This window comes from Pseudodesulfovibrio tunisiensis (assembly GCF_022809775.1).
Classification (GTDB): domain Bacteria; phylum Desulfobacterota; class Desulfovibrionia; order Desulfovibrionales; family Desulfovibrionaceae; genus Pseudodesulfovibrio; species Pseudodesulfovibrio tunisiensis.
The window spans coordinates 2,878,007-2,891,140 of sequence record NZ_CP094380.1; the positions used below are offsets into that span (position 1 = coordinate 2,878,007).

The 13,134-nt window shown below is 61.4% G+C and carries 12 protein-coding genes; 8 read left to right on the forward strand and 4 right to left on the reverse strand.

Annotation, left to right across the window (positions count from 1 at the left end):
- Positions 1–395 precede the first annotated feature (395 nt).
- Together MPN23_RS13785 and MPN23_RS13790 are read right to left on the reverse strand one after the other, a co-directional pair.
- Positions 396–1,070 (reverse strand): CBS domain-containing protein, encoded by a 675-nt coding sequence (locus tag MPN23_RS13785; protein WP_243544764.1) that lies wholly within the window; start codon positions 1,068–1,070, stop codon positions 396–398.
- A 246-nt stretch (positions 1,071–1,316) separates the two neighbouring features.
- Positions 1,317–2,177: a PHP domain-containing protein gene (locus MPN23_RS13790; protein ID WP_243544765.1), complete on the reverse strand. Its 861-nt coding sequence runs from the start codon at positions 2,175–2,177 to the stop codon at positions 1,317–1,319.
- Between the two features lie 139 nt (positions 2,178–2,316).
- Here MPN23_RS13790 and MPN23_RS13795 point away from each other — a divergent pair, with 139 nt between their 5' ends.
- From MPN23_RS13795 to MPN23_RS13830, 8 genes are all read left to right on the forward strand, one after another.
- Positions 2,317–2,844 carry a hypothetical protein gene (locus tag MPN23_RS13795; RefSeq protein ID WP_243544766.1) on the forward strand — a complete coding sequence of 176 codons (528 nt, stop codon included), beginning with the start codon at positions 2,317–2,319 and terminating at the stop codon, positions 2,842–2,844.
- Positions 2,845–2,880: 36 nt separating this feature from the next.
- Positions 2,881–3,069, forward strand: coding sequence for a Trm112 family protein (locus MPN23_RS13800; protein ID WP_243544767.1), 189 nt, complete (start codon positions 2,881–2,883; stop codon positions 3,067–3,069).
- 182 nt (positions 3,070–3,251) lie between these two features.
- Complete coding sequence (ilvN, locus tag MPN23_RS13805) at positions 3,252–3,731, forward strand: acetolactate synthase small subunit (RefSeq protein WP_243544768.1); 480 nt, start codon at positions 3,252–3,254, stop codon at positions 3,729–3,731.
- A gap of 2 nt (positions 3,732–3,733) precedes the next feature.
- Complete coding sequence (locus tag MPN23_RS13810) at positions 3,734–4,663, forward strand: phosphate acyltransferase (protein ID WP_243547399.1); 930 nt, start codon at positions 3,734–3,736, stop codon at positions 4,661–4,663.
- Between the two features lie 3 nt (positions 4,664–4,666).
- Positions 4,667–5,764, forward strand: coding sequence for a butyrate kinase (buk, locus tag MPN23_RS13815; RefSeq protein ID WP_243544769.1), 1,098 nt, complete (start codon positions 4,667–4,669; stop codon positions 5,762–5,764).
- A gap of 214 nt (positions 5,765–5,978) precedes the next feature.
- Complete coding sequence (locus MPN23_RS13820) at positions 5,979–6,857, forward strand: CheR family methyltransferase (RefSeq protein ID WP_243544770.1); 879 nt, start codon at positions 5,979–5,981, stop codon at positions 6,855–6,857.
- Positions 6,858–6,923: 66 nt separating this feature from the next.
- The gene (locus MPN23_RS13825; RefSeq protein ID WP_243547400.1) at positions 6,924–8,138 is read left to right on the forward strand and encodes an HDOD domain-containing protein; all 1,215 of its coding nucleotides are present in this window, start codon (positions 6,924–6,926) and stop codon (positions 8,136–8,138) included.
- Between the two features lie 192 nt (positions 8,139–8,330).
- Positions 8,331–8,726 (forward strand): hypothetical protein, encoded by a 396-nt coding sequence (locus tag MPN23_RS13830; RefSeq protein ID WP_243544771.1) that lies wholly within the window; start codon positions 8,331–8,333, stop codon positions 8,724–8,726.
- A 73-nt stretch (positions 8,727–8,799) separates the two neighbouring features.
- Here the strand turns inward: MPN23_RS13830 and MPN23_RS13835 are convergent, their stop codons facing one another.
- Positions 8,800–10,842, reverse strand: a complete 2,043-nt coding sequence (locus tag MPN23_RS13835; protein ID WP_243544772.1) for a methyl-accepting chemotaxis protein — start codon at positions 10,840–10,842, stop codon at positions 8,800–8,802.
- Between the two features lie 188 nt (positions 10,843–11,030).
- A complete protein-coding gene (locus tag MPN23_RS13840; RefSeq protein ID WP_243544773.1) occupies positions 11,031–13,088 on the reverse strand; it encodes a methyl-accepting chemotaxis protein in 2,058 nt (685 codons plus the stop codon).
- Positions 13,089–13,134 lie beyond the last annotated feature (46 nt).

Genomic DNA, 13,134 nt, shown 5'->3' on the forward strand with positions numbered 1-13,134 from the left:
TGGAATACGCGTCGATCCTGTTCCTTCCTTGCGCCTTGCGCTCACCCCCTTCTGGACAATTTCAGTTTGGGGAATGGGGTGATCGCGGCGTTGCTGCGGAAAAAGTCGGACCCTCGCGCATTGGAATACGCGTCGGGCCTGCCTTTTCCTTGCGCGTTGCGTTCACTTTCTTGTGAACATTCTCTGGCCGGGAATGGAAGGAAGGAAATTCCGTTCGGGTACCGTTCCCGGGGTACGGATTTTCCGGCGTGGAGATTGTCTGGAAAACGGGTGATCAGGGACTGAAAAATCCAGACTTTTTCTGAAGAATATCTCGAAAAAGATTTTCCATGCGGAAGCGGACACGAAAAAAGGCCGGGATTGCCCGGCCTTGAAGTCCTTTTTTCGCGAGAGCGCTAGACCACGGGGTGGACCGAGTCCGCGACCCAGTACTGGACCTGGAATCTGGCGGCCATGGCTTCCTTGAGGCGCTTGAGCTCGGGCTTGTCCATGTCGCGGATGCGGATGTACACGTCCTTCATCTCCGTGGCTTCATCCACGTTGCGGGTCATGATGTTCATGATGCGCGCTCCGTGTTCGCGCAGGGTGTCCAGAACCGGGGACAGGCTGCCCGCAGCCGTGGAAATCTGCATGCAGACCTGCACGCCGCCGTGATACACGCCCGTGATGTCCACCAGCACCTTGAAAATGTCGTTGTCCGTGATGATGCCGCAGAGCCGGTCGTTTTCGTCCACCACGGGCAGGCCGCCGAAATTGTTCTCCAGCATCATGACCGCGGCCTTTTCCACGGTTTCGTCCTCGCGGATGGTCATGGGCTTCTTGGTCATGATGTTCTTGATCTTGATTTCGGACAGCAGGTAGTACAGCTCATGCATGTCCAGCGTGGTGGCCTTGGACGGCGAGGCGTCCTTGATGTCGCGGTCCGACACGATGCCGATGACCCGGCCGTCCTCGTCCACGATGGGGACGCGGCTGATGTCGTTGTCCTTCATGGCCTTGGCCGCCTTCATCATGGAGCGGTCCTGGGTCAGGGTGATGACGTTTCCGGTCATCCAGTTCTTCACAAGCATGGTGCGTCTCCTCACGTTTTGGCTTGAACCTGTTGTCGGTCTCTCCAGGCTGCCCCGAAAGGCCTCTGTCGCATCGGCTTGAAAAGCGCAGTCGCGTGCGCATTGCATGTGCGCGTCGGGCCTGAGCTTTTTCCTTCCCGTGCCTTTGTCGTCCCCGAGCGGTCTGCTTCAGGGATTTCTTTCAATGGACTTCTACGCCGTATACCCACAACCGTCGGTTTTGGCTAGTCTATTGGAAATGCCGGGTCAGACGGGCAGTCCCTTTGCCCGGCGGTGGGCCTTCATGCGTTCCAGCAGTTCGTCCGGAACGTTCAGGTCGCCACGGCCCACGCCCAGTTTGATGTCCGGCTTGACCGTGCCGTGAAAGTCGGACCCGCCGCTGACCAGCAGGTTGAATTTTTCGGCCAGAGCCATGAACCGGTCCGTGTCCGCGCTGTCGTGTTCGGTGTAATGCACCTCGATCCCCTCCAGCCCGAGATCCACCAGTTCGCGCACTGCGGTTTCCATCTGATCGCCCTGCAGCCCGAGGATGAACGGGTGGGCCAGAATCGGGGTGGCTCCCTCTTCCAGCAATACGGAAATGGCCTGCTCCGGCGAAAGCTTGCGCTTGGGCACGTACGCCTTGCCGTTTTCGCCCAGCCATTCGTGGAATGCCTCGTTGATGGACGAAACAACGCCCAGGTGCATGAGCTCCTGGGCGAAGTGCGGTCGGCCCACGGTGCCGGTGGCTCGCGCCACCACGTCTTCGTAGCGGATGTTCACTCCAAGGTGGCGGAGCCTGTCCGCGATTTCATGGTTGCGGTTGGCCCGGCCCTCGATGACCCACTCGAACGCTGCTTCGAGCTTTTCCGGATTTTCCGGAATCCACAGGCCCACGATGTGCAGCCAGCCTGCGCCCTTGGGCGAGGTCACGCTGAGTTCGCAGCCCGGGATGACCTCGATGCCGAACCGTTTTCCGGCCTCCAGCGCTTCGGGCACGCCCTTGACCGTATCGTGGTCGGTCAGGGCCATGGCTGAAAGTCCGGCGGCAGCCGCCTCGCGCACGAGCTCCGTGGGGGTGAGCGTGCCGTCCGAAACCGTGGAATGGGTATGCAGATCAATGCTCATGACAGTATCCTTGTTTGCTCTGGGACGTGGAGTGATATCCAGGTCTTGGCTTCACGATAGCAGGTTCCCGGCCCCGGGGCAAAGGGGAGACTCGACGAATTCGCAACCCCATGCTAGCTAGGCTCGAAAGGAGCGCCGGATGCAATTTCTCGACGGGTTTGTTGACGCCAGCTTCATCAGGGACGAGGACGGCAGGCTGCTGTTCTATCCCTGGGGCATGTTCGCCTCGGGCTACGAAATGTCCGGCGAGGGCGAAGCGCAGGTGCGCAAGTTCCTGAAACTGTTCTATGGCGTGTCCTTTGGCGTGATTCTGTGCGGCCTGCTCCTTTTCGGCATGTGGACGTTCCTGTCTCTGGGATTTCTGATCCCGTGGTACGCCACGTCCATCCACATGGTGCTTCGCCACCGGAAGCGGTCCGACCGCAGGATCGATCTGGACGAGACTGCCCGGGACATCGGGCGCACGATCGGCATGGCCGGCACCGTGTTCATGCTGGTTGCGTCCATCGCGCTCTTCCTGATTTCCGCGGCACTGGTCGTGTTCGTGGAGGACAACGGTCAGGTGCGGTTCGGCGGATTTTTCGGCATGGCGGTCTTCGGGCTGGCCGTGGTCCTGTATGCCCGGCAGTGGATGATCATGCGTCGGGACCGGAACAACAAGGATTGAGCGTTCGCGCCTGCGGACGCTGTCAAGGAGAATGGCATGACTCTGGACAAGGAACTTGTCGCGATTCTGGCCTGCCCGGTGTGCAAGGGCGATCTGGAACTGCTCCCGGCCGAGGACGGCCTCAAGTGCGAGGCGTGCGGGCTGGTATACCCGGTCAGGGACGAAATCCCCATCATGCTCGCGGATCAGGCCGTGAAGCTTGAGGAGTGGAAGGGCTCCAGATAGCAGTGTGCCCCTGTCGGGCCGCAAGCGCGGTCCGGGAATCGACGCGCCCGCAACCTCTTTTCGCAAGAGGCTGCGGGCGCGTCGCTTTTCTGTCTGCCGGATGGGCTCCCGGGCTTTTCAGAAGGGCGCGCATGGCGTAGGGTTGTGACGACTCTCTCCAACCCTTGTCACGAGGAGCCGCCATGCAGCGCACCATATCCGCACTGGCCCGGAATCGCCCGGGCGTGGTGGCCGAAATGGCCGCCGGATTCGGCAGAAGCGACGTGAACATCCTTTCCCTTGCCGCCGGGGAGACCGAGAATCCCGAGATTTCGCGCATCGTGATCTGCGTGGAGGGCGATGAGGACGCCGTCCGCGAGATCACGCGTCATGTGCAGGACATGGAGGCCATCATTCAGGTGGACGATCTGTCCCGCAAGGATTTCGTGGATCGCGAGCTGGTCATGGTCAAGGTGACCATGGAGACCGAGCGCACCGGGCAGCTCATGCAGATTTTCGAGGTGTTCCGGGCCAATGTGGTCGGCATGGGGCAGGAGACCGTGACCGTGGAAATGGCCGGGGACCGGGAAAAAGTGGACGGTCTGATCAAGATGCTCGTGCCCTACGGCATCCGCTCCATGTGTCGTTCCGGCATGATCGCGCTCAAGCGCGGGGACGAATGACCATGGTCGTCCATGAACCGGTCACCAGTCTGGAAGGGCTGGTGGACGCGGCCCTGGCCGGGCATTTCATGCCCCGGGTGGCCATTGCCCGGTCTGCCGAGGGCTTCGTGCTCAAGGCAGGCGTGGAGGCGCATGAGCGCGGCATTGCCGAACCCGTGCTCGTGGGCGACATCCCGGCCACCGAAGCCCTTGCCGAGCGCGAGGGGCTGGACATCGCCGGTTTCCGCCGGATTCACATGCCCGAGGACGGCGCTGCCGTGGCCGAGGCCGTGCGTCTGTTTCGGGAGGGCGAGGTGCATCTGATCATGAAGGGGCTGGTCAGCACCGCGACCCTGCTCAAGGCCGTGCTCAACAAGGAAACCGGGGTGCCGCGCGTTTCGGGCATCCTGAGCCATTGTTCCGTGTTCGAATCCCCGCTGGACGGGCGGCTCATGCTCATGGCCGATCCGGGCGTGAACATCAGTCCGAATCTTCAGCGCAAGATCGAAATTCTGCGCAACACGCTGGATGTGGCGCGCAGGCTCGGATTCGTCCGGCCCCGCGTCGCAGTGCTGGCGGCAACGGAAAAGGTCAACTATCCGGCCATGCCCGCCACGCTGGATGCGGACATCCTGACCAAGATGTCGGCCAAGGGCGAGTTCGGGGATGCCGTGGTGCACGGTCCCCTGTCCCTTGATCTGGCCGTGTCTCCGGCCAGCGCGGCCTGCAAGGGCGTTGCCGGGCCGGTCGCCGGGTGTGCGGACATTCTCATTGCTCCGAACATCGAGGCCGGAAACATCCTGTACAAGGGGCTTTCCACGTTCAACCGCTGTCCCATGGCCGCCGTGGTGGTGGGCAGCCGTGTGCCCGTGGTGGTCCCGTCCCGGGGCGATTCCGACGCGAGCAAGTTCCTGTCCATAGCCCTGGCCAGCCTGCTGGCCCAGAGGAGTTGAGCCATGGCGCGGCGCGTTTTCGTGATCAACCCCGGGTCAACGTCAACCAAGCTTGCCCTGTACCGGGACACGACGCTGGTGTTTCAGCGCGAACTTGCCCACTCCCGCGAGGAACTGGCCGGATTCGGGTCCGTGGCCGGGCAGCGGGAATTCCGCATGGTCCGGATACGACGGGTGCTAGCGGAAGAGGGCGTGAATCCGGCGGACATGGATGCGGTCGCCGGGCGCGGCGGACTGCTGCGGCCTCTGGTAGGCGGCGTTTACGAAGTGTCCGACGAAATGATCAACGACATGCTTGCCGCCCGGTACGGCGAACACGCCTGCAACCTCGGGGCAGTGCTGGCCGATGAACTGGCCCGGGAGTGGAACGTGCCCGCATTCATCGTGGACCCGGTGGTCACGGACGAAATCGAGGACCGGGCGCGGCTCACGGGCCTGCCTTCGGTGCGGCGGCGCAGTCTGTTCCATGCCCTGAACCAGCGCGGCGCGGCGCGGACCGTGGCCCGCAGGCTGGGGCGCACCTACGGCAATGCGGATTTTCTGGTCATCCACATGGGCGGCGGCGTATCCATCGGCGCGCATCGTCGGGGCAGGGTGGTGGACGTGGTCAATGCTCTGGACGGGGAAGGGCCGTTCACCCCGGAGCGCACGGGCAGTCTGCCCCTGCTGTCCGTGCTTGATCTGCTGGAGCGCGGGGAACACACCGTGGAATCCCTGCGCCGGACCGTGCTGCGCGGAGGCGGCATGGTCGCGCACATGGGCACCAATGATTTCCGGGAGTTCGAAGCCATGCTTGACCGGGGCGAATCCGGAGCCGCGTTGTTCTTCGAAGCCATGGCCTATTTCATTGCCCGGTACGCGGCCTCGCTGGCTCCGGCCCTTGTGGACCGGGACGGGCGGATCGACGTGGCCGCCGTGATCCTGACGGGCGGTCTGGCCCGGAGCAAACGGATGGTGCGCGAATTGACGCGTCTGCTGCGTCATCTCGGCCCGGTGGAGGTCGTGACCGGGGATGAGGAAATGGCGTCTCTGGCTGCCGGAGCCATCCGGGCCATCACGGGCAGGGAACGGGCGCGACAGTATCCATCCAGCCAAAACTAAGAATCATTCTTGCTTGTTGCCGGGGCTTGGGATAGGCTTTTCACAGCCTGTTGCACCGCGTCTGCGGCCCGATGATTCCGGGCATGGACGCAGTGCTCCGGCGTCAGGAAATAATTGTCATTTCATCACATCTGCGATGTGCTTGCCGGGTGGGTACGGAGATCGCCCGATGGGCCGGGCGCATACTGATTTCGGAGTCGACCAAGGAACGATCATGGGGTCCCTGTTTTCCAGCGCCATCACCTTGCGAAACAGCGTTCGCATCTCGGACGACGAGTTCACGCAGCTCCGCGACTTCATCTACGACAAGTGCGGCATCTTCGTCGATGCCAAGCGCAAGTATCTGTTTGAAAGCCGTTTTTCCAAGCGTCTTGCCGAACTCGGTCTGAGCAGCTTTTCCGACTACATCAAGTTCCTGAAGCATGACATCCGCAGAAATTCGGAAATGAACGTGCTCTTCGAATTGGTGACCACCAACGAAACCAGTTTCTACAGGGATACCAGACAGCTCGACGCATTTCGGGACAACGTGCTCAGGGAGACGCTGGAGAAGCGGCGCAGCGAGGGCAAGCTGGACCTGCACATCTGGTCCGCCGGGTGTTCCTCGGGCGAGGAGCCCTACACCCTGTCCATCCTGCTTCACGAGATGCTCGGCCCGGAAATTGCCCGGTGGCGGATTCGCATCACGGCCGTGGACCTTTCTCCGCAGGTCATCGAACGCGCCAGAAGAGGCGTGTACAGGGAGTACGCGTTCAAGACCACGCCGGATCAGGCGCGCGACAGGTATTTCACCCCGCATGAGGAGGGCTGGAAGATCCGGCCCGAACTGGGGCGCCTCATTTCCTTTCAGACCATGAACCTGAACGACCCGCTGGCCTTGAAACGGGTTCCGCGATCACATATCGTGTTCTGCAGAAACGTGATCATCTACTTTGACGAGGCCATGAAAAAGCGGGTTGCCAAGGCGTTTTACGACAATCTTCTGCCCGGAGGATACCTCATGCTCGGGCATTCCGAGACCCTGCACAAGATCAGCAGCGCGTTTCAACCCGTGTATCTTCCCGGTTCCATCGCGTACAGGAAGGAAGAATAGGGCGGAGCGGACAAGGGCGGATTCGGCCCGGAAAGGGCGAGGCTATCGGAGGATGGCACCGTGACAATGACCAATCTGGACGACCTGAATGCGGGAATGGTGCTCGCAACCGACCTGAAGAGCGGGGACGGGAGGCTGCTGTTCACCGCCGGAACCCGGCTTGAGGAGCGTCATATCGGCCTGCTGCGGCGCATGAGCGTGTCCGCTGTCGACGTCAGGCCCGATCTCGGGGAACTGTCGGAGCATGCCCGTCGCGCCATCGAGGACTATGTCCGCGACTTCTTTCTGTATGTGAACCCGGATCACGATGCGGTCATGGAAATGTTCGCCATTTCGCTGGACCTGACCGCCGAAGCCGTGGCCGGGGGCTGGGAACTGCCGGACGTGTCCACCCGCCGCGCCGCCAGCGTGGAGCATCTGGAAGACCTGTTCCTGCGCGGCATGGGCTCGCCGGAAAACATCGTGCAGCACGAATCCGCGCTCTCCAGCTTTCCGGACATCTATTTCCGCATCCGCGAGGTGCTGGCCGACCCCAGGGCCTCGGCCGACCGCGTGGCCAAGGTGGTGGGAACGGACGTGGGCCTGTCCGCCAAGCTGCTCAAGCTGGTCAACAGTCCGTTCTACGGCTTTCCGCAGGCCGTGGATTCCCTGCCACGGGCCGTGGCCCTCGTGGGCGGCAGGGAACTGTCCACCCTGGCTCTGGGCATTTCCGCCATCAACTATTTCAAGGACATCCCGCCGGAACTCGTGGACATGCATTCCTTCTGGCGGCATTCCATCATCTGCGGCATCTTTGCCAAGATCATCTCCGCCACCCAGACCGGACTCAGCCCGGAGCGGTTCTTCATCGCCGGACTGCTGCACGACGTGGGGCGGCTCATCCTGTTCAAGAAACTGCCCTATGCCTCGACCGAAGCCATGCTGTTCGCGCGAGAGAATTCCATTCCTCTGGTCGAGGCCGAGCGGTCGGTCATGGATTTCTGCCACACCGACGTGAGCGCGCCCCTGCTGCGGGAATGGAAATTCCCGGAGGGGTTGTCCGACATGATCAACTTCCACCACAATCCCATGGAATATCCCAATCCTCTGGAACCCGCAGTCATCCATGTGGCCGACAATCTGGCCAATGCCGTGGAAATTCCTCAGGGCGGCATGTATGTCATGCCCGGGCTGGACGACGGGGCATGGGAAATGCTCGGTCTGGAACCGGTTCCCTTCCTGCGCGACGCCGTGGAGCAGTATCGCGAACAGATCGATCAGATCATGCACGCCTTTTTCTAGGCTTCTGCTTTTTCCCGCCATTTCGGCCTGAAACGGCCTTTTCCAGAAAAAACCATGACTTTTTCCAGACTGCGTTTCGGGACGCAACGCGGCCTGTTGCCGAATGCGTGCCGGAAAAAATGGCGGGCATGGGTAAGGTTTTTTCCGGAGTCTGCCGAAGAGACGAGCGGATCGATGAAAAAAGGAGTTCGCATGGGAACTGTTGTGGCGCTTGACGAATACAAGGCCCGCGTGACCCGCGCCCGCCCGGCTCCGGCAGACAGGCCGGAACTGGTGGGGTCGGAGATATGGGGGCGCGATTATACCGAGCTGGAAAGCGTGGTCTTCGGACTGCTCAAGGCCCGGGAGGTGGTGGCGTATCATGTCTGCGGCAATGACGAGGAATATGATCACCTCAGTCTGGAAGCGCTCGAGGCTGCCTATCGGATCGCAGATTTCGGGCCCGATCGGCTCAGGGATTCCATTGCCCCGCTCAAGGAGTGGATTCTGGACGTGATGACCCCGGAGAACAAGCGTGATCTTTCGTGGGCCATCGTGCTGCTTGATCTGATTGAAAAATCCCCGCTCCGTCCGCGACGGCATTCCTGATTCCGCAGAATTTGCAGCAAAAGAGCGCCGCGCCCGGTTCCGGGTGCGGCGCTCTTTTTGTCGTCCTGATCTTCTAGAACCGTTCGAAGTCGTCGTCCGAGGTCATGTCGATGTTGGCGCCCCGGTCGGATTTGGGTGCGGAATGGGGCAGTGCGGCCCGCTTGGGGGCCGAGGTCCGGGATGCCACGACCTTGGGGCTGGAAGCGCTTCGCCCTCGGCCGGGCATGCCGTGTCCGTTGATGTTGAAGAAGCTCATGGTCCGCTGGAGCATCTCGGACTGGCCTGCGAGTTCCTCGGATGTGGAGGCCATTTCCTCGGAGGCCGAGGCATTCTGCTGGATGACGGAATCCAGCTCCTGAATGGCCTTGTTGATCTGTTCGGCTCCGGAATTCTGCTCGTTGCTGGCGGCGGTGATTTCCTGCACCAGTTCCGCAGTGCGCTGGATGTCCGGAACGAGTTTTTCCAGCATCTGTCCGGCCTTGTCCGCTATGTCCACGCTGGAAACCGAGAGTTCGCTGATTTCCGCGGCAGCCTGTCCCGAACGTTCCGCGAGCTTGCGCACTTCCGCTGCCACCACGGCAAAGCCCTTGCCGTGCTCTCCGGCCCGTGCCGCCTCGATGGCCGCGTTCAGGGCCAGCAGGTTGGTCTGGCGGGCGATTTCCTCGATGATGGAAATCTTTTCCGCAATGTTCTTCATGGCATCCACGGCCTGAAGCACGGCCTTGCCGCCTTCCTTGGCTTCATTGGCGGCAGAAGCGGCCAATTCCTCGGTTTCCTTGGCATTGTCCGCATTCTGATTGATGTTGGACGCCATTTCCTCCATGCTGGAGGAGACTTCCTCGATGCTGGCCGCCTGTTCGGTCGCGCCCTGCGACAGGGCCTGGGACGAGGAGGAGAGCTGTTCGCTGCCTGCAGCCACGTTTTCCGTGGCCCCCTGCACTTCGCTTACCACGCCTCTGAGCCGCACCACCATTTCGTTCAGGGCTCTGGCCAGCATGCCGATCTCGTCCTTCTGGTCCACGTCCAGTTCATGGGAGAAGTCGCCGCCCGCCATGGCCTCGGCAAAGGCCACGCCCTTGAAGATGGGCCGGGTGATGGCGCGAGTCAGAATGATGCCCAGTGTCACGGCCAGCAGCACACCGATGATGATGCCGCCTATGGTCACGGCCGAAGCCCGGGTCGCGTCGGCCTCGGACTCGGCAAGGGTCCGGGCCGCGCCCTGACCGCTTTCGTCGGCAAGCTGGGCCAGAACGGCAATGGATTCGTTGGTGGATTCGCGGGCATCGCCAAGAAGCTGTCCGATCATGTCGCGGAACATGGCTTGCGAGTTCTCGGCTACCCCGCGCATATCGCGGAAATGGTTGAATACCTTTTCCGCTGCCGGAACCATGCGCTCGACAAAGACCTCGGCTGCCTGTTCTTGGTTCCCGGCCTGAAAACGTTCCTTGAGGGTTTTGACAGCTGCGTGAAATTCGTCGTGGGGAATGCGTACGGCCTCCAGCGAGGCGAGCAGCTTGGGATTGTCGGTCTTGAATGTGGCCAGCCACCTGCCGAATGCGCACTGGGTGGGATCCGTGCCGCCGTCGAACCATTTTTCCGCAAGAAGCAGTTCGCCTACGTTGGCTTCCAGCTTGTAGTGATCGCCCCGGAACTGCTGGAGCGTGCCCATGAAGGCGTCGGGGTTCAGGATGCCGGCCCTTTGGATGTCCTTGGAAAGGGTCATGGCGTGGTTGTTTGCCTGTGCACCCTTGGCGATTGCCGTTTCGAACTTGCCGAGAAGCGCATTTTCCGAATCGGACTTGGGCAGGGCCTTGTAGGCGGAAAGCGCTGTCACGTAGCGTTCTCTGGCCCGGGCTATGTTGTCGTACTGGCGTTCGCGTCCTGTTTCGTCCAGATACGAACTCATCAGGGTCCGCATGCCCTGATTCAGAGCACGCAACTGGGTCTCCATGGTGCCGAGGTGCTGGATCGCCGGCATTTTTTCCTCGCTGATCAGCGCGCAATTGTCGGACAGGGTGTTCACGGACATGAGTCCGGTCAGCCCGATGACAAGCGCGATGAGCGCAGTGGCCAGAAAGCCGCCCAGCAGTTTGATGGACAGTTTGATGTTTTTCATGCTTCCCTCCAGACCTCGCAGTTATGATTAGGACACACTCTATTCGCCGAGTCTCGGGCAGGCCATTATTATGCGATTGGTCGGCCTCGGGATGATCCGCACTTTTATGAAGAGATACAGGATGGTTACAGAAAAAAGCCGCCCTCCACAAGAGGGCGGCCCATATATGATCGCACTTTTATAACGGATTAGAAGCGTTCGAACTCCTCGTCTTCCAGATCGATGTTGATTCCGTCGCTGGAAGGCGGGGGCGTGGGCGTGACCTTTTTGGGTTGGGCCAGCGCCTGCTGCCGGGGCCGGGAAACCACGCGGGACTTGGATGGACGCGGGGAGGACTCGGGGAGTGCGCGGCTCTGGTCCCCGTTGCCCGTATGGAAGAAGCCCAGAGTCTGTTGCAGGGTTTCGGACTGGGCCGAGAGTTCCTCGGACGTGGAGGCCATTTCCTCGGAGGCCGAGGCATTCTGCTGAATGATGGTGTCCAGATCCTGAATGGCCTTGTTGATCTGTTCCGCGCCCGCATTCTGTTCCGCGCTCGCAGCCGTGATGTCCTGAACCAGTTCCGCAGTGCGGGTGATGTCCGGCACGAGTCGGGCCAGCATCTGACCGGCCTTGTCCGCCACCTGCACGCTGCTCACGGACATGTCGCTGATTTCGGCCGCAGCCGTGCCCGAGCGTTCGGCCAGCTTGCGCACTTCGGCCGCCACCACAGCGAATCCCTTGCCGTGCTCTCCGGCACGCGCCGCCTCGATGGCCGCGTTCAGGGCGAGCAGGTTGGTCTGGCGCGCGATCTCCTCGATGATGGAAATCTTTTCCGCAATGTTCTTCATGGCATCGACGGTCTGGGCCACGGCGTCTCCGCCATTGCGCGCGTCTTCGGCCGCAGAGGCGGCAAGCTTTTCGGTCTGCTGCGCGTTCTCGGCGTTCTGATTGATGTTGGAGGCCATCTGCTCCATGCTGGCGGAGACTTCCTCGATGCTGGCCGCCTGTTCCGTGGCTCCCTGCGACACCGCCTGGGAAGCGGAGGAGAGTTCCTCGCTGCCTGCGGAAACATTGTCCGTGGCGCTCTGCACTTCGGCCACGACCTGCCGCAGGCGCAGGACCATGTCGTTCAGGGAATCGGCCAGAATCCCGATTTCATCCTTCTGGCGGATTTCCAGTTCCCGGGAAAAATCGCCTTCGGACATGGACTGGGCAAAGCTGACGGCCTTGAAGATCGGGCGGGTGATGGCCCGCGTGAGCAGGAATCCCAGCCCCAGCGCGAGGAACACGCCGATGATCACGCCGCTGATGGTCGCGATCGATGCGGTGCCCGCATTGGCCTCGGCCTTGTCCAGTGTCTGGCGGACCAGAACGTCATTGGCCTGAATCAGGGCGTCGATGCTTTTCAGGGCCTCGGAAGTCCGCGTCGCGGAATCGCCCATGAGCAGGGAGATCATTTCCGTGAACAGGGCCTGCGATTTTGCGGCATGTTCATGAAGTTCCTTGAATTTCGAGAAAATGTTTTCGGTGGCGGGCTGCAATTCCTCGCGAATCAGGGCGTGGGCCATTTCGTCCTGCCCCAGCTCCATGGCTTCCTTGATGTTGCGCACGGCCTGATGGAACCGTTCATGTGGGAAGACGATGGATTGCAGTTCGGCTCTGAGCACGGGGTTCGAGGTCGTGAACGTTTGCAGCCATTTCCCGAAGGGACACGTCTTGGCGTTGGTGCCGCCACTGAATTCCATACCCGTATCCACGAGGTCCAGCGTCTGAGCTTCCAGAGCATAGTGGTCGCGTTCGAACGCGGCGAGGTTGCTCATCATCCTGTAGGGATTCAGAATGCCGGCGCTTTCGATTTCCCGGGAAAGGGCCACGGCCCGGTCATTGGCCGTGATGCCCGCCTTCACGGTCGCCTGAAAGGCGTCGAAGAGCCGGTTTTCCTCTTCGGTTCTGGGAAGCAGCCGATACGCGGCGACCGAGTCGGCATAATGCTGCCGGGCCTGATCAATGGCATGGTACTGTCGTTCGCGGGTGGCTTCGTCCAGGTCCGGACTCATGAGCGTGCGCAGGCTCTGGTTGAGCAGGCGCAATTCGGCCTTGATCACGCCGAGATGCTTGACCGCAGGCAGTTTTTCCTCGCCCACGTTGCCGAGGTCGTCCGAGAGCGTGTCTACGGCCGTGAGCGCCACCAGCCCTATGAACAGGGCTATCAGGGCGGATACGAGAAATCCGCCGAGCAGTTTCACCGATAGTTTGAGGTTCTTCATGATCGCGTCTCCTGACTCTGGGGGATTACGGTTTGCCGATCGCCGA

Excerpts from the sequence above, each read along its gene's own strand:
- MPN23_RS13785 (WP_243544764.1), bottom strand. The coding sequence starts at position 1,070 with ATGCTTGTGAAGAACTGGATGACCGGAAACGTCATCACCCTGACCCAG.
- MPN23_RS13790 (WP_243544765.1), bottom strand. The coding sequence starts at position 2,177 with ATGAGCATTGATCTGCATACCCATTCCACGGTTTCGGACGGCACGCTC.
- MPN23_RS13795 (WP_243544766.1), top strand. The coding sequence starts at position 2,317 with ATGCAATTTCTCGACGGGTTTGTTGACGCCAGCTTCATCAGGGACGAG.
- MPN23_RS13800 (WP_243544767.1), top strand. The coding sequence starts at position 2,881 with ATGACTCTGGACAAGGAACTTGTCGCGATTCTGGCCTGCCCGGTGTGC.
- ilvN (WP_243544768.1), top strand. The coding sequence starts at position 3,252 with ATGCAGCGCACCATATCCGCACTGGCCCGGAATCGCCCGGGCGTGGTG.
- MPN23_RS13810 (WP_243547399.1), top strand. The coding sequence starts at position 3,734 with ATGGTCGTCCATGAACCGGTCACCAGTCTGGAAGGGCTGGTGGACGCG.
- buk (WP_243544769.1), top strand. The coding sequence starts at position 4,667 with ATGGCGCGGCGCGTTTTCGTGATCAACCCCGGGTCAACGTCAACCAAG.
- MPN23_RS13820 (WP_243544770.1), top strand. The coding sequence starts at position 5,979 with ATGGGGTCCCTGTTTTCCAGCGCCATCACCTTGCGAAACAGCGTTCGC.
- MPN23_RS13825 (WP_243547400.1), top strand. The coding sequence starts at position 6,924 with ATGACCAATCTGGACGACCTGAATGCGGGAATGGTGCTCGCAACCGAC.
- MPN23_RS13830 (WP_243544771.1), top strand. The coding sequence starts at position 8,331 with ATGGGAACTGTTGTGGCGCTTGACGAATACAAGGCCCGCGTGACCCGC.
- MPN23_RS13835 (WP_243544772.1), bottom strand. The coding sequence starts at position 10,842 with ATGAAAAACATCAAACTGTCCATCAAACTGCTGGGCGGCTTTCTGGCC.
- MPN23_RS13840 (WP_243544773.1), bottom strand. The coding sequence starts at position 13,088 with ATGAAGAACCTCAAACTATCGGTGAAACTGCTCGGCGGATTTCTCGTA.